Raw genomic sequence first — 25,102 nt, 5'->3', positions numbered from 1 at the left:
ACTGCGCGGGATCAGCGTTTGCATAAGGAGAGTGCCAAGCTGTTGCAGCGTTTGCAGCAGTTGCGCCGCCAGGAGTTGGACGCCATGCGCCGGGAGATTCTGGACAAGGTGCAGGACTGGGATTCCGGTCTGGTGACTCTGGATGGGGCGAGTCTGCAAACCACGCTGCGCCGGGCCAAGCGGCTGGCCGCGGCGAACGGGCTGGATGTGCAGCGCCTGGAGACCTTGTATGCGGCAACGCAGCGCATCATTAAGCGCTTTGAATTCGTTTCGCTGTGCGGCAGCGAGCAGGCGGTGCCAGACACGACAGGCAACGGTGCTTCAGACGCCAGCGGCGCGGAGCAGGTCTTAAAGTGGTTCGATTTCGCGGACCGGGAAGAGCAACGGCTGGCTTGCGCCCAGGAAAAGCGGGTCATGCTCTATACAAATACGGCCCGGGCGTTCGTCCGCGCCCTGGCTGCTCCGGACCCGGCTGCCGCAGCCGCTGGATTCCGCGAGTACGCCGAAGCGGTGCGGACGATCAATGATGCTGAAGCCTTGGCGATCACCGCGCAATGTGAACAACTCGCCGCCGAGCAGGAATTGGTGGCGCGCACGGCAGAATTGGTTCCCCTTGTCGGCGAAGCCATGGATATCCTGGCAGCGACACAGGGGCGGGATCTCAACGGCCAGGAGCTGACGACCTGGGACCGTTTGCTGCGCGGGATCATGCTCCTGACCCCGGAGGTCGTGGGGCAGGTTGGGCGGCGGTATCCCGAGGCGCTTCCGCATCTTATGAAGGGATTGCAAAGCCTTGCGGCGCCCGAAGGTGGGGCGGTGCAGCGGGCGATCGCCCGGACCGGGCAGGCGGCTGAAACAGTTGCCGGACAAGCCGCTTCGCTCTTGGCGGCCCTGCGTGGGAGCAAGGCTGCCGGTGCTGCCACACAGGTGGCGAAGCGGACGACCGATGCGACTGCGAAAGTGAGCCAAGCTGTGGCGGCCATCAAACATTTGCCCTTCTATGCCGCGGCCAAAACCAGTGAGGCGGCCACACAACATTTGCCCAGGCAATGGGCCAAGGCCCTCTCCACCACGGCCGCCAACCGCAAGGAGATTCTCCTCATCCGTCCAGTCAACAAGCACGCCAAGCCGTGGCTGGAAAAAGGTTTGGCTGTGGGCAAAGGGATGCACGTCAAGGCCAAGACTGCCAGCCAGGGGCCACTGGCCGGACTTATCCCGGTGGATCAGCGTTTGAGCAAGCTCTCAGACCCGGCGTATCGGGAAGAACTCGTTGGCGCGTATCGTAGCGAACTTCGTGAGCAAGCTCAGGCCGCTGGACGGGAGGTAAGCGCCGCAGCCCTGGAACGTCAGGCACAGGAGAAAGCCCGCGAGCAGGTGACCCGCGAGATGCAAAAGGCGCAGCAGGCCGCGGCCGAGGCCCGGGGTCAGGGGTACGCCACTGCGGTGCCTCTGGTGATTGAGGACAAGCAAGTCGTTCGGGCGCTGGATCAGAGCGGGAAGGGCCATACAGTATTGAAAACAACCGAGGGGCGTTATCTTGATCCGCAGACTGGGGCGCCGGTGGAACTGGCCCTGGATCCAGGTTCGGAGGTGCCAGTGGAAGTGCTGGCTGAGCCCGGCGCCGGGGGCAAATATTTCACAGCCGACGCCGATCTGCTGGGGGTGGGGACTTCCAGTCAGACCTCGGGGGTGGCCGCTCGGACCTCGCAGACCGGTTCGGGACCGGCCCTGGATCCGGACACGGACACGGCCGTGTGGGGCACGGCCACCGAAACCGAGGTGCGCACGGCGTTTGAGGTCAACGTGCAGGGCCGCTTGGGCGGCGAGGGCGAGCGTATCCTGCAGCACGGTCCCGCAGTGCGGTTTCCGGAAAAACCGGATTTTCCAATCACCATGTTCCTGCCGGACGCCTCGGTCGTCGAGATCAACAACCAGAGGCAGCTGCGAGAGGTCCTGGTTGCGGCCAAACGCCAGGGTGTGCAGGGCCTGGAGCCGCACCCGGCCTGGGGATGGGGGGCAAATTGGTGGCGCGACGGGCAATAATTTTTCTGGTCTTCCTGGCTCTGGGCAGCGGATGGGTTGCCCTGCCGCTGGGGGCTGCACCACGCTCAGCGCAGCGTATGGAGCAGTTGCAGCAATTGGCTGCGGACTACGAGCGGTTGGAGAACGAGTTGGCCGCCTGCCGCACGCGTGCCGCGGACCTGGCGACTGCGGGATACGGCGGTACGGTCCTGCGCCGGGACCTGGAAGTGGTGGCCGAGCGTGTGGCCGGCTTGCGTGAAGAGCTTGCCGGGTTGGGACGCCGTTTGCAGCAATTGAAACCCGGAGGCGGCCTTTCTCTGCCGTCTTTCAGCTTGCATGCGACGCGGCAGACCTATGCCGGGCCGCCGGTTTCCGGGCCCCTGCGCAACGGTGATATTTTGGCCCTGCAGGCCGAGGTCGGCTACCCTGAGGCCGCAGCACCAGTGGTTGGTTTTTTGACCTGGCAGCTTTTCAACGCCGAGGGCGAGGCGCTACCCCGCTATATGAAGCAGGAGCAGCGCCTGGGTCGGGACGAGACGCACAAGGTCCGCCTGCGCTACCGCCTCGACGGTCTGCCCAACGGCTCTTACACCGCGGCGCTGACCCATCAACTCGCAAACGACCCCGCGGTGCAGGTCCAGGCCAGTGTTGGCTTCGAGGTCTACGACCCGGTGCGTATCCACAAGCTCTGGGTCACCGACCGCCCCGGTGGGCGGGAACATCAAGCGAAGCTCATGAGCGGCGAGCTGCCGCATCTCTATCTCGCTTTTGCCCTGGCTGAGAGAGTGGAGACCGTGGATATGGTCCTGGAGGTCCGTAACCGGGATACCGGGGAAACCGTGTACGTGTTCGATGGGCCGTACACGCGCAAACCGGAGCAATCTTTGCAGCGACGGGGGCTGCGGCTGGGCGGTGAAATGGTTCAGGCCGGGGACCGGTTGCGGGTCAGCGCCCGGCTAAAAGCGTCGGGCGACCGGCCAGTGGAAGCCGTGGCTGATTTTCAGGTCCAGGCCTATCCCTTGGGCATTGAGGCGCCACAGACGCTCAAAGCGGGCACAAGCCGCCCATTTGCCCTGCAGCCGCCGCCGGAGTTTACGCCGCCGTTTACGGTACACGTGGACGCTTCCGGGCCGGTGTCCGCCGGATACAAAGCAGACCAGCTTACCGGCACGGTTTCGGCGATAAGCCGTGACAACGCGCAGGGCCGTCTCCGGGCCACGGTCGTTGACGCGCAGCAGCGCACCGCCACTGCGGAAGCCGCCATACGCGTCCAGGGCAAGGCCCAGGAAGCGCCCGCGGCGTCTCAAGCGTCGAAAAGCGAGGGGACAAGGCCTGCGACGAGCGCGAGCCGGTCCCACGCCCCTCGCGCCCAGCCCCCCAACGAGGACGACAGATTTACCGTTGCACCGGCCGAAGCGCGCCAGCAGCGCCAACGGGAGTATCAGGCCGAGGCCGAGGCGTTTCGCCAGCGGTGGCACGAGGCCTGGCAAGCAGCCGACGAGGTGTTGGGGCGGGTCCATGCCCAAATTGAGACTTATCTGCAGCAAATCAAGACGGTGCGCCGTAAGGGCGCGGGGCGGATCCAGCGGGCCACAGCCAGCCCGTACAGCTGCTCCGTTCAGGATTCGCAATTGAGGCGGCGGCTCAAAGCCCAACTCCCGAGCCGCTTTGAGATTTGGGACACCTTGACCCCGTTTGTCCGCCAACTGCCGCCGGAGGCCCAATTTGGAGAATATGGGAACAGCGAGGGCCCGAAACGCTGGCTCCGGTTTAAGGGCCTGGACCCGGCGCACCGCCACCGGCAGCGGGATATGTGCCGCGCCGAGGATATGATCTATGCCGGGACCCGGTATATGCAGCATTTCACTGACTGGATCGATACCGCCTTGAAGCATGGCATGGAGCATCAGGAAGCCCAGGAGCATCAGCGCAAGGCCCGCGAGTACGCCGCCCAAGTGGAACAACTCGGCAATCGCTTCGGGGCCGCACGGACCCCGCCGCGGATTTTGCCCTTTGCGCAGTATTGGTCGCGTTATGAGTAAGAGACGGCGATGCCCCGACCCGGGGCCAACCCCGGGACCGGGCCGGTGGAGAGCCCATAACGGCAAGGCCCCAATAATGGGACATGGTGTTGAACCGCATTGGGAGAGAGAGGTATGGCAAGAAGAGGGCGACGATTCTGTGGCCTCGGGGGGGCGGCCGTGCTGGCCACCCTCGTACTGGTGGGGGCGAGTGCCGGTTTGGGGCAGGCCCTGACCCTGGACCCCCTGCGGGTCATCACGGCCCACGAGAAAAACATTTATGCCCTGGCCGTGGCCCCGGACGGGGAGACGGTGTACACCGGCAGTCGGGACAAGACCATCAAGGCCTGGTCCGTGCCGCAGGGAAAGCACCTGGCCACATTCAAGGGCCACCAGCGTCAGGTCAATGCCCTGGCCGCCTCCCCTGACGGCACCCGGTTGGTGTCCGCGGGGTACGACAGCATCCTGCGGTTGTGGCAGCTGCCCGAGGGAAAACAGGTTCGGGAAACCCGGATCAAAGGGGCGTATGATTTTGATCTCGACTTCGATCGCCGGGGACGATTCGTTTTGGTTCGGGCGGGTCGGGATCTGCAACTTTACTCCTCCCCTGATCTGGAACTGCAACGCAGCTTTGATTCAGACCAGGGACCTGAGGCGACGGTGCTAGGAGCAGACGGGACTTTGGCCGTGGCCGCGATGACGGGCAAGCGGCTCCATGCCTGGGACATCGAGACTGGCGCTTTGCGTCTGGATTCCGATGCCGCCCCAGGGCGGGCCGCTGCGGTGGCCGCCTCACCAGATGGGCGGTTGGTGGCCTGGGGGACCCAGGCGCATGTTCGGAGCCAGAAAAGGTCGCCCACAGTGTGGATCTGGGAACCGGGACAGGGCGAGACGGTGCGACCGTTGGAAGCCATGACCCTGACTGCCCAGGCCCTGGCCTTTACTCCGGATGGCAAGGCGGTGTTGGCGGGGTCCAACCGGCACGGCGATGGGGTGTTGCTCGCGGTGGACGGCTCCGGCGTTCTGGCTACCCTCACAGGGCGCGAGGATGACAATCTGGAGGATGTGGCAGTGACCCCGGACGGGCGCTACGCCCTGGCCGGTACCAAGAACGGGGCGCTTGTGATCTGGGACCTTGCCAGCGTGGATACGAGTGCCACCGGGGCGGCGGAAGCCGCGGCAGCCACACCCGTGGATCAGGGCGGCACCAAGCTGGAGGGCATGTTGCTTACCGGGTCGCTGTATCTGCGCTTTAGCAGCGAGGGCTGGCAGAGTATGGACCATGCCCGGGAATTGGAACTGCAAGGCGAAGGCGCGGTCCTGCCCGCCGGGGTCAACGAACTCACCGGCAAGGGCTGGCCGCGGATCAGCGCCTTGGTTTCGGACACGGTGCGGACCTACGCCGACAAGGCCGAGCGCGTGCGTATGGAAAACCGGATCGAGGCCGAGCATCGGGTCCGGGGCAAACAGGAATACGCCGCCGGCCTGGTGCCTTTGAATGGCAAAGAGACTATGTACCTGCGCTATTTCGACGGCAGCGACACGGTGTACAAATTTTTTCCCTATGCCCGGGGCCGGCTGACCACGCTGGTGCTGACTATCGCGGGGCGGGTGGAGCGCCTGCCCAACCAGGCCAAGGCCCTGGCGCGCTCGGCGATGGTGGGGCCGGAATAGGCCGGGCAACCCCCGGAAACGGGCTGTTGTTGGGGCTTAGAATGAGTATGCGCCCGATTCCGGGAATTGGGCCTTTGGGCCGGCAAAGGTGCGTGGTGTTGTTGTGCGGCGGTGTCTGGTTGGTGGGTTGGTGCGCCTGCAACGGGCAGCGATGCCATACGGGCGCAGGAGTGTTGCCGGCCTCCGGCCCAACCCCCGGAAACGGGCTGCTGTTGGGGCTTAGAATGAGTATGCGCCCGATTCCGGGAATTGGGCCTCTGGTCCGGCAAAGGCGCGTGGTGTTGTTGTGCGGCAGTGTCTGGTTGGTGGGTGGTGCGTCTGCAACGGGCAGCGATTCCATACGGGCGCAGGAGTGTTGCCGGCCTCCGGCCCAATCCCCGGAACCGGGGCTTTTAGAGCCGAGGGTATTGCCGAGGGGCGGAAGACCAGGACGACAGGGTGGACTATTTGACAGGAGGAACGATTATGTCCAGGCGATTGCGATTGTGGATTGGGATTGGGGTGTTGGGGCTCGCGCTGCTTAGCGCCGGGTGTGTGACCGACGGCATGGGCAATAAACAAGCGGGGGGCACGGCCATCGGCGCTTTGGCAGGAGGATTGGCGGGGAGCTTGTTCGGCTCGGGCCAGGGCAAGACAGTGGCCATTGTCGCCGGGGCACTGGCCGGTGCTGCGCTTGGAAATTATATCGGCTCCATTCTTGACGAGCGCGACCAGCAGGCCGTGGCGGCAGAATCCGCGCGGACCTTGAGTACGGCCCGGGACGGTCAAACCAATACCTGGTCGAATCCCGAGAGTGGCGCGTCGGCGGCCATTACGGTGGAGAAAACCGAACGGGTGACGCGCAAGGTGCCCATTGTCCGCGAAAAATATGTCGCTAGCCCGGGCGAACTGGTGCTGATCAACACGGCGCATGAGGCCCTGAAGACTTCCAATGTCCGCAGCGGTCCCGGGACCACATACAAGGCCGTCAATCTGCTCCAGCAAGGCGACGTGGTTACGGTTGTCGGGCAGGTTAAAGATCGGAACTGGTATATGGTTGGACGCGACGGGCGGTCCATCGGGTATGTCTACGCCTCGCTTCTGCGTGAGGTGCCCGAGTCAGCCGGTGCTCCGGAGGTCGTGCCGGTGCAGACGGCAAAGGCTTCGGCAGAGCCGGAGCAACAGCAGGCGTCCCAAGAGACAGCAGATCCGTCGCTGGCGAGTGCCCGGCAGGGCGTGTTGCGGACTGAAGCGTTGGATCTTGATGATATTGAGTCCTCCATGGATTTGGAGGGACAAGGGTTGGTCGCCGAAGAAGTGCAGGCTGAGACTGAAGTGCGGACCGTGACAGTGGCCGTGGAAAACGACAAGGGGCAGCAGGAGACGAATACCTTCCGCGCCAGCCGCGCCGGTGACGGGGCCTGGGAGGTGATTTAGGGGGAATTAGGGAATTTAGGGATTGAAGAATTAGGGAATTGAGATATTCAAGAAATTGAGCATCTTGGTGTGTTTTCGTTGTTTTGGGCTCTTGCCTCTTTTGGGGCCAATAAAGAGCGGCGGGAGCCGCACGGCCTTCGTGACGAGGCGGGAGCCTCGTCACGAAGGAAGAAGATGTCGGCTTCAGCTTCGCAGGAGCCGACCTACGTATTGCTAAGCTCTGGTGACGTTTGGATGTCGTGGGGGGGGGTCGGGATTGCTGGATCGGGAATCCGGCGCTGGCTGTGTCGACCAGCACGCTGGAGCGATTCGACACAGCAGGGGCGGTCACGTAGGTCGGCTGGAGCAAAGCGACAGCCGACGTCGGAGGAGATAGAGCCACGGCGGGCAGAGACAAGCTCTGCCCCTGTCGACCGGGACCCCACCGCCCTCCGTCATCCACTGGCCACTATCTTCCGCCTTCCGTCTTCTGCCCTCCTTCTTCCGTTCTCCTTTTCTATTTGCCCAGGGTGATACTGGCGGACATGAGTTGGCTCATGTCTTCGGTGACCTCGACCACGCTTTTGCCGCCGGTGATAAGCCGGATCTTGCGGTCGGCCTCCATGGGGCTCAGTTTCATGGCCCCCATATCCTCCATGACCTTGGAGACTTTGCTCCAATAGTTCTTGTGCTTCTCCCAGACCTTAAAACTCGGGGTGCCCTGTTTGGGCTTGTTGTTGTCCAGAAGCGGCAGCAGCTTGCGCTTGGCGTCCTTGGCCGTGCCCCGGGCGATCTCCACGTACTTTTCCGCCCGCCCCATCTTCGTGTTGGCCCGCAGGTCCCAGGCCTTAGCTTGGGAAACATCCCCGGTCTGCTGGGCCCAGCCCTTGTCTGCTGCCAGGACCCCGTTTTTTTCCAGAACCCGCAGATCGGCGTAGGCCTCGTGGTGTTTGGAGGTGGTCACGGTCTCAAAGGACCGGGTCGGGTCTTGGCCGGTTTCGGCGCGGAAAGCGGCGTTCCACTCCTGCTGGGCCTCGGCCTGCCAGGCGACGACCGGGGCGTTTTTGCCGTTTTTGGTCAGCCAGGGGTTGGGCTTACCGTTCTTGTCGAACCAGGGCTCCTCCTTGAGGGCGATGTCGTAGTCCATGTTTACGCTTTTGCCGCTGCGTTTGTTGCGGATGGGGACCATGTTCTGGGTCTTCCAGCCCTTCTTGGCCATATTGGTGTGGAAGCGTTTTTCTGTCCGGGTGTGCACCCGGTCCATGGCGTTGCAGTAGCGTTTGACCAGGTCCTTGTTTTTGGGACTGGATTGGAGGTTTTTCATCATGATCTTGGCCTGGGGCGAGCCGTGGATCTTGGCCGCACGGTCGTCGAGTTCGCCCAGCAGTTTCTTGATCTCCTTGGGCGGGGCCTTGGCTTTGCGCGCCTTTTGCAGCTTGGCGTAGGTCTTTTTGTAGGAGGTGACCCGGGTGCGGCCGTCAGCGACCTGGGCCCGGAAGTCTTTGATCTCCGTGTCCGTCAGGGGGCGGTTAAAATCCGCATTGGGGTCGCTGGGTTTGCGTTTGGCCCGGCCCAAAGCCTGAGTCGGCTGGTTGCCGGTCTTGGCCGTTTTGCCTGCGGCGGTTTTTTGAACGGTTGTGCCCGCGCTTTTGGGGGCTGTGGCAAAGCGCTGTGAAATCCGGTTGGCCGCGAATTGAGTGCCCTTGTTGATGGCCATGGCCTTGGTCATCTTCCAGGTGGCCCCGCCCATGGCCTCCAGTAAGTCGCCATCCGAGGCCTGATAGCCGCGGTAAAAATCCTCGGCCCAGCCGGTGGCCTCATTGTAGGAGCCGGCCACCCGCAGGAAAGCCTCCTTGAACCCGTCTTCCTCATAGCCGCGGTAGGCCGAAGCCACGGTGCCGGTGACCTTGTTGTAGGATCCGGCAACCCGCAACACCGCCTCCTTGGGCCCGCCCTCGATGTAGCCGGTGGCGCCCTGGTAGGCCATGTACACGGATTGGCCGCCGGCCATAGAAGCGTATTCCATGGCCTGGTCGGCGCGTCTTTTGACCGATTTGGCGGTTTGCAGGCCGGCATCGGCCCAGGCGGCGTCGGCGCCGGCCTTGTAGCGTTCCGCCTCCCAATGGCTTTGGGCCACGGAGGAGAGGGTGTTGATCACCTCGCGGGCTTGTTGTGCGTCCAGGCTGGCCATGAGTTCCGGGCCCAGGTGTTTGTCCGCGGCGGCGCGGACCTGGCGAGCCTTGTCTTCAGGTAGGCGCTCGGCCAGCTTGTAGGCGTTTTCCGTGGCCTTGGTGATGGTCTCCATTTTGCGCTGATCCCGGGCGATATTCTGGATAAAGCGGGACTTGGCGTAGTCATCAAAAGGTGAACGGGAGTGGACCAGGGTGCCGGTTTTGAGAGTGGCGATGCGATCGCGCTCGGACTGGATGTCGGATTCGCCGTGCAGGATGCGTTGTTGCAGGGCGTGGCGCCGGGTCGGATCTGTGGCCTCGGCCAGTTCTTCGCGGTCGCGTTCCAGATTGCGGCGGATGCTCTGGATATTGCGCTCGTGGAAGGCCACGGCTTCCTGATCGAGCTGGCGGCGTTCGTCCGCGGTCTTGTCGTCCACGAGATGCAGGGAGGCCGGGATTTCCGGGGCCGGGGGTTCGGGGACAGCGGTTGTTTCCTCGCCCTTGCTTTTTTCTTTCGTTTCAGCTTCTTGTGTGCGTTCTTCGTCGCGGTCCTCCTCGGGCGGAGGGGGTGTTTGCCCGCTGTATTGTTCCAGCAGGGCTTGCATGGTCTGGAGATCGCTCTCCACGCTGCCGCCCCAGCTTTGCTCGGATAAAAACTGTCGCGCGGCCTGGAGAAAATAGGGGCGCATGCGGTAGTGGAAGCGGGCATCCTCAATAGCGCCTTGGGTGAAGGCAACAGCAACCCCATGCCCGATAGCTTCTTTCCAATCCTTGATATTTTCTTTTTCTTCGGCCAGCGCGGCGAGTCGTTTTTGGGCTTCCTCCTCGTACACCTCGAGTTCGGCTCCAGGGAAGACCGGGATTTGATTATCGAGCTGGCGCTGGGCATAGATGGTCCAGGTGTCGTCTTCATCGTGGATTTCACCCTTGATCGTGTCCTGGGCCACAAAATCGAGGATGTTCCACTTGTCCAGGGGAATGCTGTCGACCCAGGCCGTGGGCGCGTCGTCATCGTTTTCCAAATTGATGGCCCGAAAGCGGGGGGCGTCCTGAGGCGGGGCCGTGTTGTAAGCTACGAATAAAATTGGATGTTTTTTGACGGTTTTCAGTCCAACAACGCCGGATTCGCTTTGATAGTATCCCACCCAAACGCCCTCCGGCCCGGTTTCGTCCCGACTCAGTGAGCGCACATAGTCCTTGGAACGCTGATAGCCCTGCTGGGCCTGTTGCATGAGCGCCTTGGCGTCCGGGGGATCGCCGAGGGCGGCGATGTCCTGAGCCACTGCGTCCATGCGATTTTGCAGGGAGTACAGAAAATCGCGATAGCGCGCGGCCAAAGCCAGGTACTGGCGGGTCAGGGTTTCGGCGTCCAATTCCGCGGCCCAGCCGGCCTCGATCATGGCCTGCTCCAATTGGCCGCTGGTGCGGTTGATGGCCGTGCGCAGGGCCAGAAATTCCCCGAGCAAAGGGTTGAGACCGTTGAGGTAGTCCACGCATTCCTGGGTGGGAAAGCCACGCATCGGGGCCCAGGCGGCAGCAAATTGTTTTTGTTCCTCCGGTGAAAGATCACCATAGAGCATGCCCACAGCCTGCTGGGCCGCGGTGACCGCCCCGTCCCACTGGCTCTGGGTCAGGGAATCGATTTCCAGAAAGGGCGCGGTCTGCACTGGTGGTAGCTGGAGCCGGACCTGCTGCATGGATTGCAGGCGTTCTTGGGCGGCTTCGGCCTCGGCTTGTTGCCAGGCGTCAGCGGTCTGCACCCGACCCAGGAAATAGGCCACGAACGGGGGCAGCTTTTGCCCGGCGGCAGCTGGGACGACCACATTGAGGTTGTAGTTTTCCCCCGTGCTGGGCGGGAAAAAAACAAAGTAACGCTTGTTCCCGCGTTGGTAGGTCAGACAGGGCGGTTGCTTCTGGCCCAGGACTGTGGCCGCGGACGCGGGGCGAACGGCGACGTTGCTGTAGGCCGGGTCGTTACCATAGGCGGCGCGGAGTTCTTCGAGCAGGGCCGTGGATGCGGCTGTGTTCGGCACCGTTTTGTCCAAAAGGGAGAGGGTGACCACCGCCAGGGTGCCGTCGGATTTGGCGGCGAACACAGCCATGTCCCCGCCGTCACCTTCTTGTTCCGGGACCCGGAACCAGCCCGGCGGGGTCTGCACGACCAACTCGCGCCAAGCAATTTGCTCGCCGCCCACGGGTTCGGCGGCTTGGCTGAGGAACGGTAGGAGGCAAAGCCAGACAAGGGGCACAAGCAGCAGGGACAAACGGGGCATGGAATAGTCCTTTTTTCTTCGTTCCCAGGCTCCGGCCGGGGAGCGGCTTTACCTAAGGCTCCTGCCATATTGGGGCACAGGTGCGAACGGCGAGAGCCGCATTATGAGGAAAAAGAAACGATTTCGAGAGCGATCCCGATCCCGATCCCGATTTGGATGCGCGTCACCGTTGCTTTCTCCGTCTCCTGTCCACTGTCTTCCGTCTTTCGCCGGAATCAGTCGTCGTCTCCTCCGCTGTCGGAGTCTCTGTCCTCAGGACCCTCCCCGCCGTGTTCAGTGTGATCCCGCTCAAGGTATTCGTAGCTGCGGCGGCGTTTTTTGGATTGGGATCTGCTGATGAGAACAACAAACGCGAGCATGACAAGCAGGCCGATTCCAATTTCTCCGTTCATGCGGGCCTCCGGGGGGATGGGGTGACAGGGATTTGATGATCGCGCAGGGCACGCGGGATACGCTCGAATCCAGGAAGATGGTTGGCCATGATGTTCAGACGCTCAGGAGCGCCGTCTGTATCCAGGTAATCGATGTGCACCCCGTGTTCGGGGGTCTTTGTCAGAGCCAGACCGAGCCCGAGGGCGGAAAAAGAGCCGCCGCCAAAGAGCAACAGTCGGCCCAATGTCCGTGAGGTGGTTTTTTCATAGTGGCCCCAGGAAAGCATTGAGGACCAGGGAATCCGTTTGGACCCACGCCAGGTGTGGATACGGAGTTCCTCGGGCAGGATACGGTACCCGAGCAGGCTGAAGCGAAGCCCGGTGCAAAGCAGCATGATCCCGCAGCCGACCAAAAGCCCGAAAATAATGTACAGCCAGAACCAGCCTCCTTGGGTCGGGGCGAAGACCGCTTCCGGGGCGGTATCGGCAACCACGGCCACCGGCAAGGCGAGAAAGAACGGGGTCATGAGCAGCCCCAGCAGGTCCGGGGCAATGACGGAGGCGCCCCTGGCATGACGCAGGGTCTCCAATGGCCATTTCCGCCGGGGCACCAGTATATACAGACCCAGCCCGGCGGCCATCAGACCCAGTCCTGTCCAGCGATAGGGGTAGAGGAATTGGTCAGGGAGCCCGTAGATGTCTTGCGGGTAGGCGCGGAGCAGGTTGAACTGGGCCCCGGTGGCGGGATCGGTCGCAGAGTGCAGGGTCCGGGCGCGGAACCCGCTCAACGCAGGGGTTGTCGCGGGAAAAACGTAGCGCGGCGGTTGCGTCTCCCAGCGTCGGGAAGCCAGGTCGGGGTCCTCCGCTTGTATACGCGCTACCAATTGGGACCAGGCCGGGACGGGGAGGGAAGCAGCAGGGTGGCGTGCTGGCGTGCGGCCGGCTGGATTGATGCTGGAAGACGTACGTTGGTGCACAGTGTCGGCGGGTTTGACGACAATAACCGGAAATCCTGGCCAGACAAGGAAAAAGGCCCCAACACAGAGCAGGATCAAAGAAGTCAGGCGGCGAAGCAATTCCAACCAGACCATGTAGTGCTCCTGGTCGAAGGGATATGACTCCGGTGGAGGAGAAAGGCGGAAGTCAGACGAAAAGTGGGCGATACATAGAGCACACGGAGCGCGGACTGATGGGGGGCTGCGCAACTCGCCCTGTTGGAGATCCAAAATTCGAGGCAGAGGCCTTAGAGCAAAAGGCATGCATCCATATTGCCTGTTTTTGGAAGTAACCGCGCCTCTGCCTGATGGGGCAAAACCGCATCGGGAGCTCTTGTATTCGGTAAGAGACAGGCAGTGTTCTTTTTGCTTAGCGGCAGGAGAGAACAGGTGTCAATGGGCAAAGTGCGGGGAGTTGAAGCGGAAGACGTGACAAAGCAGGGGCTTCGTCACGAAGGCGGTGCTGGTCGGGTAAGGAAAAGACAGGGCTGATTCCAGGGCGGGATCAGTGGGTGCGTTGCCATATGGTATGGTGGACCAGGCCGTATTGGGCGAAGATTCGGGCGATACGCAAACCACAGGCGGTCTTGGCAGGCGAAAGGGACGCTTCCTCCCACCCCAGGTGGATACTGATTTCGTTTTCGACTTCCAGATTTTGATAGCCGGCGCACCAAACCGGCCTGGGCGCATCGGAGTCGTCAGGCAAGGCGGACATGTCGTGTAAGAGCTTTTTGCATTGTTCTGCTTGCGAGGTGCGTACGCTGATCGCTTCTATCCACATTGGTGTCTCCCTTGGCGAGGCCCTGAAAAACGCGCAAAAAGATTTGGCAAACAATGCTTTTGAACGCGCGATGGAGATGTGCCCCTGGAGAAAAAACGCCGGCCGGCAGAGGCTCCGAGGCCGTCTTGCCGACCGGTCTAATCCTATTTCGCCCTTTCGGAGCTTTGTTGCGTGGAGGTTTTGTCGGCTACGGCCGTTTCTGCAAGCTTCCAGCCTCCGCCCAGGGCCTTGTAGAGCCGGGCCAGATTGGAAGCGACCGCGCCCTGCGACTGGAGGAGTTCGTCCTGCAGGGAGAGCAGCGAGCGCTGGGCGTCGAGGACGTTGTAAAAGTCGACGAGTCCTGCCGCATATTGGTCCCTGGCCACCGCTTCGGCGCGCTTGGCAGCTTGAACAGCTTTTTGCAGGGAGTTGTGCCGGATTTGCTCTTTGGCATAGGCGGTCAAGGCGGTCTCGATTTCGCTCTGGGCCTGGAGGATGGTTGCTTTGTAGGCGAGCAGGGCCTGATGCTGCTGTTCGGTTTGCAGGTCGATGTTCAGTCGCAATTCCCGGCCACGGAAGATGTTCCAGGAAACGCCGGGGCCGATATTCCAGAACATGCTCTGGGAAGTGAGAAAGTCGCTCCCGGAAAGCAATGCTTCCAGACCGATAGTGCCCAAGAGGTGGAATTGGGGATAGAGTTGCGCAGTGGCCACTCCGATTCGGGCCGTTTGTGCGGCGAGTTCCCGTTCGGCCCGCTGGATGTCCGGGCGGCGGCGCATGGCCTCGGCCGGAATGCCCACGGCTACTTGTGCCGGGACCTCCGGCATGGGGCGAACGGGCGTAAGCAGAGCCGACAAAGAGCCCGGTGACTGGCCAAGGAGGACGGCCAGGCGGTTTTTGGCCGCTTGAAGCCCGTTTTCCAGTCGGGCTACTTGGGCCCGGGTCCGCTCGAGATTGCGCAGGGCCTGTTGTACGGCCAATTCATTGATCAGCCCGGCTTCATAGCGTGAGGAGTTCAACTCGTACGTCTTTTCCTGTGTAGCGATGTTGGCCTTGGTGATGGACAACCGGTGCTGGTAGGTCCGGACTTCAATATAATTCAGGGCCACTTCGGCCAGCAGGCTCGTCAGGACATCGTTGACATCGGCGCGGTTGGCTTCGAGCTCGGCCTGGGCGGCCTCGACCGAGCGGCGGATGCCACCGAAGATATCCAATTCCCAGCCGGCGTCGAACTGGGCGTTGTAGTAGTCCACCTCGTCGCCGCCGTTGGGAGGGCCGGCGTTTTCGCGGATGTGTTGGCGCTGGAATTGGCCGTTGCCGCTGAGCGTCGGGTAACGGCCTGCGCTTGAGATGCCGCGTTTGAGGCGCGCTTGCCTGAGACGGGAGACAGCGCTTTTCAGATCCAGGTTCCCGGAAACAGCTTTTTGGGCAACTTGGTTGAGAACAGGATCGTCGAAGGTCTTCCACCAGGTGCTCAACGTCGTGTCCTGGGGCCGGGTGGCCTGGAGCCCTTTTTCCATTTCAGCGTTCCACCCTTGGGGAGCTTCGAGGGAAGCCCCTTTGTAATCTGGGCCTACCGCGGCACATCCGCAGAGCAGGGCCGACAGGGCGATTGTCAGCCCCATGAGCAGTGGCCCAGAAAAGGGGCGTCGGGAGGAGAAGTCTATAGACATAAAAGGCCTCGCCTTGTGCTTACGCGGAGTCCGCTCCGCGTTGGGGTCAGAAGTGGAGGGCACTACTATGGAGTGCCTCATGTTTTCAGCTCGGTGCAGTTCCGACGGTTACGTATTGGAACGCAGAGCGTCCCGCCAGGCTTTGCCCTTTTCCCGTATGCGCTGGAAGAAATAGTACAGGGACGGGATGAGCAGAATACCCAGGGTGGTTGCCGCGACCATGCCGGAAAAGACTACGATGCCGATATGGCGCCGACTGGCTGCACCAGCTCCGGTGGCCCAGACCAGAGGTGCGACCCCCAGAATAAAGGTCAGGGCAGTCATGAGTACCGGGCGGAAGCGCACGCCTGCGGCTTCAATGGCAGCTTTGTACGTTGTGGCCCCTTCTGTTTTGCTACTGCGGGCGAATTCCACGATCAAAATCGCGTTTTTCGCCGCCAGTCCGACCAGCAGCACCAGCCCGATCTGGGCGTAGATGGACAGAGAGTAGGAAGTGACCCAGAGCCCGACAAAACTGCCCAGGGTGGCCACGACCACAGAGAGCACGATGGACAAGGGCAGGTTCCAGGACTCGTAAAGAGCGACCAGGAAGAGATAGGCGAAGACAATGGCCAGGGCATAGAGGTAGATCACGGTGCCGCTGGCTTTTTGTTCCTGATAGGACATGGAGGACCATTCAAAGGCGTAGCCGTCGGGCAGGGTCCTGTCCGCCAGTTGTTGCATGGCCGCCATGGCCTGCCCAGAGGAGTACCCCGGTGCGGCCTGGCCTTTGATCGCCGCGCTGGAGAACTGATTGTACCGGTTGACCGTCTTGGCCCCGATAGTTGTGGACAGGTCGACGAAGTTCTCCACGGGCACGTTCTGGCCTCGGTCGTTGACCACGTGCAGGTCCAGGATGTCTTGCCGGCTTTGGCGGTATTCGGCCTGGGAGCGCATTTTGACCTGATAGGTGCGGCCGTAGAGATTGAAATCGTTCACATACTGGGCGCCGAGTTGCTGGTTCAATGTCCCGAACAGGCGGCTCACCTGCACCCCGAGCTGTCCCATCTGGGAGCGGTCTAGTTCGAGGTTGATTTGGGGGGTGTTGGCCGAAAAGGTCGTGTACACCCGGGTGAGCTTGGGATCCTGGTTGGCACGGCCGGCCAGCCCGCGGGCCACCTCGGCCAGCTCCGTGGGCGGTTGCCCCTGGGTGGCCTGCAGGCGGAAGTCGAAGCCGCCGGTCAGGCCCAGACCCTGGATGGGCGGCGGGACAAAGGACCGGATGGTCGCGGTGGTGATGGCGTTGAGCTTTTTGTTTGTCTTGTCCACCAGGGCATTGATGTGCAGTTCCGGATCCTGACGCTCTTGCCAGGGGTCGAGGTCCGCGATGAGGAAACCGACGTTTTCCGCGCTGCCGGTCATCAGGCTGAAGCCGTTGATGGCCAGGACATTTTCCACGCCTTCGAGTTCCTGAAGCAATTTGGTGGCCCGCTCGGTAACCGTTTCCGTGCGCTGCAGGGTAGCCCCTTCCGGGAGTTGGACGTCGATGAGAAAGCCGCCTTTGTCCTCTTGAGGCAGGAAACTGGTGGGCAACGTGCCGTAGAAGTACCAGGAGCCGCCGAGCACAAGCAGGAAAAGGCCCAGGGCAACGGCAAGATGGCGGATCATCCAGCCGACCACGCTGGTATAGCCAAAGCGGGTTTTGCCCAAGAGGGAGTTGAACCAGCCGAAGGGGCCGCGGTTGTGGGGCTTGGGTTTGGAAAGCAGCACGGTGCACAGGGCCGGGCTCAGGGTCAGGGCGCAAAACGAGGAAATGATGATGGACACGCACAGGGTGAGTCCGAATTGCTTATATAAAAGGCCTGTGATTCCAGGCATAAAGGCGACGGGGATAAAGATAGCCAGCAGAACCAGCGAAGTCGCTACGATCGGTGCTGACACTTGCTCCATGGCCTTGATGGACGCCTGTTTGGGGCTCAGGTCCTCTTCTTCCATGATGCGGTGCACGTTTTCGACCACGACAATGGCGTCGTCGACCACCAGTCCGATGGCCAGGATCAGGGCAAAAAGGGTGATGGTGTTCAGGTTGAAGCCTATGGCCAGCAAAAAGGCGAAGGTGCCGATGATGGACACGGGCACGGCGGCCGCCGGAATGAGTGTGGCCCGGAAGTTTTGCAAAAAGATGAATATGACCAAGACCACCAGGATGAAGACCAGGGCCAGGGTGGTGACGATTTCATCAATGGTGGCCTGGATGTATTTGGTGGTGTCGTAGGGGATGGTGTAGGTCATGCCCTCGGGCAGAAGCTCTGCCTGGCGCTCGAGTTCCGCCCGGGCCGCCTCCATGGTCTCCATGGCGTTGGCTTCCGAGGAGCGGTACAGGGCGACATTGACCGCGGCCTGGTTGTTGAAGTTCCCGGCGGCGCTGTAGGTTTTGTTGCCCAGTTCGACCTCGGCCACGTCCTTGACCCGGACCTGACCGCCCTGGTCGTTGCTGCGGATGATGATGTTTTCGAATTCTTCGGCGCTCTTGAGCCGCCCCTGGGCTTTGAGGGTGTATTGGAGTTTCTGCCCGGGAACCGTGGGGGCGGTCCCGATGGAGCCCAGCGTGGCCTGGACACTTTGTTCCCGGATGGCCTGGATGACCTCGTTGCCATTCATGTCCAGGGCGGTGAGCTTGTCCGGGTCGACCCAGATACGCATGCTGTATTCGGCCTCGCCGAAGATGAAGACGTCGCTGACCCCGTCGACGCGCTGCACAGCGTCGGAGATGGTCCGGCTGATATAGTTGCTCATGAACAACCGGTCACGGGAGCCGTCCGGGGAGGTGAAAGAGACCACCCCGAGCATATCCGAGGAGCGACGTCGTACGTCGATACCCTGATCCAAAACCGCCTGCGGCAGGCTGGACTCGGCCAGCTGGAGTCGGTTCTGGACATTGACCTGGTCGATGTCCGGGTCAGAATCTACGGAAAAGGTTACTTCCAGGGAGTAGCGGCCGTCGTCGGTGGATTCGGACTGCATGTAGAGCATGTCCTCCACGCCGTTCATCTGTTTTTCGATGGGCGCGGCAATGGTGTCCCGGACCACTTCGGAACTGGCCCCGGGATAGACGGCGCTGACCCGGATCACCGGGGGAGTGATGTCCGGGTGTTCAGCCACGGGCAGGGAATAGACAGCGATCATTCCAGCCAGGGTGATAAGGATCGCGAGAACGACCGCGAACCTGGGGCGTTCGATGAATATTTTGGAAAACATGGATTAATTGTCCTTTTGTTCCGCATTGCGGATTGTAACCCGCTTCCCGGGAGCCACTTTCTGGATGCCCTCGGTCACCACGCGCTCACCGGTGCTGAGGCCGGAAGTGACGATAAACGTGTCAGCGACACTTTCTCCGATAGTAATCTGACGCTTGCGGACTGTGTTCTTCGCATCGACGACAAAGACAAAGGCACCGTCGCCGTCACGCTGTACTGCCACCTGGGGCACCGAAGGGCGCTGTTGCGGCGGGCCGGAAGGCACCACAACATTGACGTATTCTCCGGGAATGAGTCGGCCCTCGGGATTGGCGAAAGAGGCCCAGGCGGCAATGGTCCCGGTGTCAGGGTCCATTTTGTTGTCCATGAATTCCATTGTGCCGTTGTGGGGGTAGGTGGTCTTGTCCGTGAACTGCAGGCGCAACGGCGCTGTGCCGGTTTTCGTTTTGTCGCCGGTGGATTTCACGGCCTGATGCAGAGCCCCGACTTCGCGCTCGTTGACGGAAAATTGCACCCGGATGGGGTCCATGCTGACGACTTCGGCCAGGGGACCCGAGGAGGGGGCGACGAGGTCGCCTTCTTTAAAAAAACTTTTCCCGACCCTCCCGCTTATAGGAGCTTCAATGGTGGTGTAGTTCAGGTTTATGCGAACGGTCTGGAGATTGGCCTTGGCTTCCTGAAGCCGCGCCTTGGCCATGTCCACTGCGGCCTTGGCGTCGTCCATGTCGGTTTGCGGCACGCTCTGGCTCTGAGCGGCCTGGAGGCGTTTCAGGCGGGTTTGGGATTTGAACACATCGGCTTCGGCCTGGGCCACCTTGGCTTGGGCAGAATCGACGCGGGCCTGGTAGGGACCCTGTTCGATTGTATATAAAAGCTGCCCTTTTTCGACGTAGGCGCCTTCCTTGAAGTTGACTTGGGCCAGGTAGCCGTCGACGCGGGCCCGGAGACTGACGGATGTTCGTGCCTCGACATGGCCAACATACCTGTTGGGTGTATTGGCGTTGCGTAGCTGGACCGGAGTGACTTTGACCATCGGCGGCGGAGCGTTCTTCCCCTGGGGCTGGGTGAAGCCTGTGGCCGGCAAGAGGAGGCTGGCGAGTAAAGCAATAGCGATAGCGGTTCTCATTCCTTGTGTCCTTTCTCTTCTAGGTGTCCGGTGCAATCCGGTTGGCGTGATATTTTTCGCTCTGCCCGCTGGCAAACAGGAGTTGGGGGAGCGTGAGCAAATGAAGGTGCTAGCAGGTGCTGTGCCAAGGCGGTGATGTGCTTGTCGTCCGGGGGGTTGTCCCTTGGCCTGGATATGTGATTTACATCATGATGTAAATTCATTACGCCATGACGTGAATGAGGAACCTGTTTACACAATACCGTGAGTACCCATGCCATTTTCACACGAATCTTTTTTTCGGGAAGCGGTCCTGCGTATCTGCAGCAGCCTGGACATCGACAAGGCCCTGGAGCGATGCCTGGAGTATGTCAAACAATTTATCCCTGCTGACTCCATGCATTTATCGGTTTATTTGCCGGATGTGCAGATGTTGCAGTTTGTGGCTGTGGCTGGTGAGGGGTATGAAGTCACCAATGCCGATGCGATCTCAGTCCCGGCCATTGATTGGGAGGCGCCGGAAAATCAGCGGCCGGGGATGCCTTTTGTCCATGTGGTCAACGATCCCGCCAACGAACCGGAGGTGGAGACGGTTCTGCACCAACTGAACCTCTCTTCTGATTTTTCGGTGATGGTCATGCATCTGTATCTGGATGGCAGTTCCATCGGTGAAGTCGCTGTCCGGAGCCAGGGAACGCACAAGTATACGGAGGAACACGGTCGGCTGTTCGTCCTGCTCCGCGAGCCCCTGTCCATCGCGCTGGCCAATGCCTTGAAGCACAGGGAGGTTGTCCGGCTCAATGAATTGTTGGCCGACGACAGCCGGTATTTCCAGCAGGAACTGCGGGCCAAACAAGGCCAAGAAGTGGTTGGGGCGGAATTCGGATTGCGCGGGGTCATGGAGCAGGCGCAGCAAGTCGCGCAATTGGACAATCCGGTGCTGTTGCTCGGGGAAACGGGCTGCGGCAAGGGGATGATCGCCGATACTATCCACAAACTTTCGCGCCGTGCTCAGGGGCCTATGATCACGGTGAATTGTGGAGCTATTCCTGCTTCGTTACTGGAAAGTGAATTGTTCGGCCATGAAAAAGGGGCGTTTACCGGGGCGGAACGGCAGAAAAGAGGGCGGTTTGAACGCGCCCAGGGCGGCACGGTCTTTTTGGACGAAATCGGGGAACTGCCTCTTGAATCCCAGGTCAAGTTGCTTCACGTGCTGCAACACAAGGAGATTGAACGTGTGGGAGGCAGCCAGACCATTGCTTTGGATATCCGGATCATTGCCGCCACGAATCGGGACTTGGCGGGCATGGTCAGCAGCGGGCAGTTTCGGGAGGATCTCTGGTACCGTTTGAATGTCTTTCCGGTCATGGTGCCGCCGCTGCGGCAGCGCAAAGAAGATATTCCGGCCCTGGTCCGGTACTTTTTGCAGCACAAAGCCGTGGAATTGAAACTCCCGTCCCGTCCGAAACTCCCGAGCGGAGCGCTGGACAAGCTCATGGCCTACCATTGGCCCGGCAATGTCCGCGAGTTGGAGAATTTTATTGAACGCGCCCTTATCCAAACCCCCGGGGGGGAATTGGAAATCGATTCCCTTTTGGACAATCTGCTCCAGACGGATGGGACCAGGGGGAGTTGGGAACCGGAAGTCAACAGCAACCAGCTCCCCTCACTGGAGACGGTATGCGCCGAACATATCCGAAAGGCCCTCCGGCGGGCAGGCGGCAAAATCAGTGGGCCCGGCGGAGCTGCGGAAATGCTTGGGGTCCACCCGAATACGCTCAGACAGCGCATGGACAAAATGGGCATTGCGTATAAACGGCGTTTACGAAACCGCTTTTGATACGAAAGGCAGTGGACAGTGGCAGAAGGCGGAGGACGAAAAGAGCAGCAACGATACCTATCCAAATCGCTATCGAAATCGGGATCGAAATCGAATTGGGTCCGCGAAGTCACGCGAATATGCGCGAAGTGAGGCAGAAGCCTTTTGTCCGTCCAGGGAGAAAACCCTGGCCGGTCAAGGGGCCCCGTTCATTGCCATTCACGATCAGAGGTTCTGGTTCCTGGCGGAACCGGTAAGAGCCTTGTCCGCTGATCACGCTGATTTGCGCTGATAGAGGCACCATGCGTGAACTGCAGCACTGGCCTTTGCTCCCCTCCCCTTGGCAGAGGCTCTCGCACACACTTAACACCTTGGGGCTACAAGGTTTCAGGGCCATCATCCCAACCACCCCTGGCCCCTCCTTGCCAAGGAGGGGAATGAAGAAAACCGAGGCTATTTGTGCAATGCAGCATTGAAAACCGTCCTGTAAGCCAAGGACTGGAATCGAATATTGAGCGCCAAATCAGACGCTTACGATTCCCCTCCTTAGCAAGGAGGGGCCAGGGGTGGTTGAATATTGACAATTACCTTAGCCCACGGTGGCAGGTGTGTATAAAGACCAACCCTTGGCAAGGGGGAGGGGGCCTGGAAACCCAGTTGTCGCTGCTTTTAAGTGCTATTTGCCGCGAACACTTGCAGCTCGGCTCCGGCGGAGCCGAAGCCGATACAAGTTGTTAATCCCTCAAGACATGAAGAGCCAGGCCGGCGCCTGGCGGTTCGAAGAGGATAGAAGCAGTTCGTACAAGGAGTATTTCCGGACCCTGACGATGCGATTTCTTTCAAGACTCTGTTTTACATGGACAAGGACGCCGACAGATAACCATCAAGGAGAGTATCGTGGCCACTACCCCGATTCAGCATCAGTATGACCCGGATTTTTGTCATTGTTATGGTTGCGGACGTATGAACGAGCACGGCCTGCAGCTCAAGAGCTATTGGTTGGGCGAGGAGGCGGTGGCCCGTTTTACGCCAAAGGACGAACATATGGCCTTGCCGGGCTTTGTTTATGGCGGGCTTTTGGCCTCGCTGGTCGATTGCCACGGCGTCGGCACAGCGGCAGCCGTGGCGGCAACTGAAAAAGGGGGGTGCAAGGATGAACCGTTGGGGCGGTATGTGACCGCCGCCTTGCAGGTCACCTTTCGCAAGCCGACACCGCTGGGGCCGGAACTCGTTCTTCGGGGGCGGCTCAAAGAGCGCCGCAAAAGCAAACTGGTGATCGGTGTGGAGATCGAAGCCGAAGGAGAAGTCACGGTCCGTGGCGAAGTAGTGGCAGCGCCGATGCCGGCAAGTATGGGGTAAGGGTTTCTCTTCGTTTCAGCCTCCCGCGTGGGGGCGTCTTGTCCTATGGCTCCGGCCATAATTTGAGCCCAGGCATGGGCTGCGGGAGGCCGCAGGAGCTTCCGTGAAGGTTCAACCACAGAGGACACAGAGAGCCCAGAGGGGGAACCGCGGCTAGGCGTTCTTACGAAAGCCAGAGGACGGCAAGAAGAGCAGCGTCGGCGCCCATAGGTACCGGTAATCGATTTTTATCCATGAAGCCGTTCGCCGCACCTCAGGGTGGCCTCGGAGGGCCGCGAGCTACGGGGGAACGCTCAGGAGGTAACCGTGCGGTTGCGTCCGGTGCGTTTGGCTTCGTAGAGGGCGTCGTCGGCGCGTTTGAGCAGGGCGTCGATGGTGTCGTTGTCCTGGATGTTCAATGCAGTGACGCCGAGACTGATGGTCGGATGCAAGCTGGTGGACTCCAACTCGATGGGAGTCCGTTCGAGTTCGCTCCGGATACGTTCGGCCAACTCGGTCGCTCCGGCACGGTCGGTGTGCGGGGCGATAAGCGCGAACTCTTCGCCCCCGAGGCGTCCCAGGCTGTCGGGTTGGCGCTTGCAGGCCAAAAGCTGGGCCGCAAGATGCTCCAGCGCGGCGTCGCCCACGGCGTGGCCATGCGTGTCATTGATAGTCTTGAAATGGTCGATGTCCAGGGAGATCAAGGCCAAGCTTTGTTCGTAGCGTTTGGCCCGCTCAATCTCGGTGTCCAAAATTTCCATGAAATGGCGTCGGTTATACAGCCCCGTGAGTTCGTCGGTGGTGGCCAGATAGCGCAGGTGCTCCTCGGCGCGTTTGCGTTCAGTGATGTCCTGGGCGGAGCCGACGATGGAGGTGATCCGCTCCTCCTCGTATACCGGGGTCAAGGTCGTGTGCCAGACCCTGGTGCCCCCCGGGAGGACAAGTTCTTCCTCATAGGAAAGGGGGGCCCCGGCATCAACACACCGCTGGTAGTTGGCACTGACCTGCGCCCCGGCCTCCTCACCGAGCAGTTCCAGAGGCGTTTTGCCCCGAACCGTCTTGAGTTCCAGACCGGTGGCTCTCTGGTGGGCCTTGTTGGTGCGTATGAACCGGAAGCCGCCTTCTTCCTCCACGGCGATGAGGAACATGGCGTCCTGGGTGCCGTGGAATACTTGTTCGAATTCTTTGGACATCTTTGCAAGCCGCTTTTCATCGCGCTTGCGCTTGGTGATGTCCCGGGCGATATGCACGCTGCCCAAAAGGCGGCCCTCTGCGTCGTGCAGCGGCGTGACAGTGATCAAAAAATCGCCGCCGAGATTGTCTTCGGTGATTTCGACAGGGGAAGAATCTCCCTCATCCAGAAGCTGGCTGTGGGGACAAAAGGCCGGAGGTGTCTCCCGATTGTGGACCACCGTATGGCAGGCACAACCGGTGAGTTCTGCAGCCGGGCGGCCGAGGCGTTCGGCCATGGCCCGATTGGTGCGGATAATGCGGTGGTCGGTGTCGATCAGGGCAATAAGGTCGGGAACGGCGTCAAAGGTCCGCTGCCATTGTCCGTGGGCTTGTTCGGCAGCGCGTTTTTGTTCTCGCAAGGCGTCTTCGGTCGCTATGCGCTCGGAAATGTCGGTATAAACGGCGACGATCCCGTGGAGCGTTCCGTCAGTGACGATGGGGGCTCCGGAGACGCGGACCTGCACGGGAGTTCCCGATTTGGTGAAGCGCACGGTTTCTGTGGTCACTACCGGCTGCTGGTCGAGCAGTTGTCTGGAGAGGCATTTGGCCTCACTGGCCGTTTCCGCAGAGGTGATCAGTGAATCGAGTTCATGCCCGCAGGCTTCCTCGCGGCTGTATCCAAAAATGCGTTCGGCGGCCGCATTCCAGTCGACCACCCTGTAGGTGGTGTCCAGGGTGACGATCGCGTCCGGTGCCTGATAGAGGACGGTTTCCAGAAATTCCTTGCGCGAAAAAAGTCGTTGCTGGATTTGCCAGGGTGTTTCCCGTTCTTCCAGCAAATCCTGAAGAAGCGCCTGGCAGGATGTCTTTTCGGTCATAGGCCGCACCGTTGAGCTGAATACGACGAATAGCCCCAATGAACAGGGTTGGGGCGCTGCATGAGCCAAAACTTCTCAAATGTAGAGGGAAAATCGGCGTGGTGCAAGGGGAACGAAGGGGCTGGCAGCGGGGGCTGGAGGCGACGGTACTGACCGGAGGCCGTGAGGGGGCAGACTTTGGGTAACCCTGGTTCGGTT

The 25,102-nt window shown here is 61.0% G+C and carries 14 protein-coding genes; 6 read left to right on the top strand and 8 right to left on the bottom strand.

Annotated elements, in window-relative coordinates:
* The first annotated feature begins 18 nt into the window (after positions 1-18).
* From DRET_RS11760 to DRET_RS11740, 4 genes are all read left to right on the top strand, one after another.
* Positions 19-2,043, top strand: a complete 2,025-nt coding sequence (locus DRET_RS11760) for a pre-toxin TG domain-containing protein (protein ID WP_148214059.1) — start codon at positions 19-21, stop codon at positions 2,041-2,043.
* Entirely contained in the window at positions 2,025-4,064 is a 2,040-nt protein-coding gene (locus DRET_RS11755; RefSeq protein WP_148214058.1) for a hypothetical protein, read from the top strand. The genes DRET_RS11760 and DRET_RS11755 overlap by 19 nt, the downstream gene beginning before the upstream one ends.
* 114 nt (positions 4,065-4,178) lie before the next feature.
* Complete coding sequence (locus tag DRET_RS13155) at positions 4,179-5,717, top strand: WD40 repeat domain-containing protein (protein WP_015752763.1); 1,539 nt, start codon at positions 4,179-4,181, stop codon at positions 5,715-5,717.
* Positions 5,718-6,182: 465 nt separating this feature from the next.
* Positions 6,183-7,133: an SH3 domain-containing protein gene (locus tag DRET_RS11740; RefSeq protein WP_015752762.1), complete on the top strand. Its 951-nt coding sequence runs from the start codon at positions 6,183-6,185 to the stop codon at positions 7,131-7,133.
* Positions 7,134-7,629: 496 nt separating this feature from the next.
* Here the strand turns inward: DRET_RS11740 and DRET_RS11735 are convergent, their stop codons facing one another.
* The 7 genes from DRET_RS11735 to DRET_RS11710 all read right to left on the bottom strand — a co-directional run bounded on the left by DRET_RS11735 (position 7,630) and on the right by DRET_RS11710 (position 19,717).
* Positions 7,630-11,556, bottom strand: a complete 3,927-nt coding sequence (locus DRET_RS11735) for a hypothetical protein (protein ID WP_015752761.1) — start codon at positions 11,554-11,556, stop codon at positions 7,630-7,632.
* A 215-nt stretch (positions 11,557-11,771) separates the two neighbouring features.
* Positions 11,772-11,948 carry a hypothetical protein gene (locus tag DRET_RS13770; protein WP_015752760.1) on the bottom strand — a complete coding sequence of 59 codons (177 nt, stop codon included), beginning with the start codon at positions 11,946-11,948 and terminating at the stop codon, positions 11,772-11,774.
* Positions 11,945-13,018: a hypothetical protein gene (locus DRET_RS11730; protein ID WP_015752759.1), complete on the bottom strand. Its 1,074-nt coding sequence runs from the start codon at positions 13,016-13,018 to the stop codon at positions 11,945-11,947. Before DRET_RS11730 ends, DRET_RS13770 begins: the two co-directional genes overlap by 4 nt.
* A 409-nt stretch (positions 13,019-13,427) precedes the next feature.
* Positions 13,428-13,703, bottom strand: a complete 276-nt coding sequence (locus tag DRET_RS11725) for a hypothetical protein (RefSeq protein ID WP_015752758.1) — start codon at positions 13,701-13,703, stop codon at positions 13,428-13,430.
* 143 nt (positions 13,704-13,846) lie between these two features.
* Positions 13,847-15,355, bottom strand: a complete 1,509-nt coding sequence (locus DRET_RS11720) for an efflux transporter outer membrane subunit (protein WP_015752757.1) — start codon at positions 15,353-15,355, stop codon at positions 13,847-13,849.
* 108 nt (positions 15,356-15,463) lie between these two features.
* The gene (locus DRET_RS11715) at positions 15,464-18,592 is read right to left on the bottom strand and encodes an efflux RND transporter permease subunit (protein ID WP_015752756.1); all 3,129 of its coding nucleotides are present in this window, start codon (positions 18,590-18,592) and stop codon (positions 15,464-15,466) included.
* Between the two features lie 3 nt (positions 18,593-18,595).
* Complete coding sequence (locus tag DRET_RS11710) at positions 18,596-19,717, bottom strand: efflux RND transporter periplasmic adaptor subunit (RefSeq protein ID WP_015752755.1); 1,122 nt, start codon at positions 19,715-19,717, stop codon at positions 18,596-18,598.
* Between the two features lie 253 nt (positions 19,718-19,970).
* On the opposite strand from DRET_RS11710, the gene DRET_RS11705 reads away from it, so the two are divergent.
* Both DRET_RS11705 and DRET_RS11700 read left to right on the top strand, forming a co-directional pair.
* Positions 19,971-21,536: a sigma-54 interaction domain-containing protein gene (locus tag DRET_RS11705; RefSeq protein WP_015752754.1), complete on the top strand. Its 1,566-nt coding sequence runs from the start codon at positions 19,971-19,973 to the stop codon at positions 21,534-21,536.
* A gap of 876 nt (positions 21,537-22,412) precedes the next feature.
* Positions 22,413-22,874, top strand: a complete 462-nt coding sequence (locus tag DRET_RS11700) for a PaaI family thioesterase (RefSeq protein WP_015752751.1) — start codon at positions 22,413-22,415, stop codon at positions 22,872-22,874.
* 293 nt (positions 22,875-23,167) lie between these two features.
* Here DRET_RS11700 and DRET_RS13150 read toward each other — a convergent pair whose 3' ends face one another.
* Positions 23,168-24,904: a sensor domain-containing diguanylate cyclase gene (locus DRET_RS13150; RefSeq protein ID WP_015752750.1), complete on the bottom strand. Its 1,737-nt coding sequence runs from the start codon at positions 24,902-24,904 to the stop codon at positions 23,168-23,170.
* Positions 24,905-25,102: the final 198 nt, after the last annotated feature.

This window comes from Desulfohalobium retbaense DSM 5692 (assembly GCF_000024325.1).
GTDB lineage: Bacteria > Desulfobacterota > Desulfovibrionia > Desulfovibrionales > Desulfohalobiaceae > Desulfohalobium > Desulfohalobium retbaense.
Note: the sequence above shows the minus strand (reverse complement) of the source record. Positions and strands in the feature narration are given on the sequence as shown.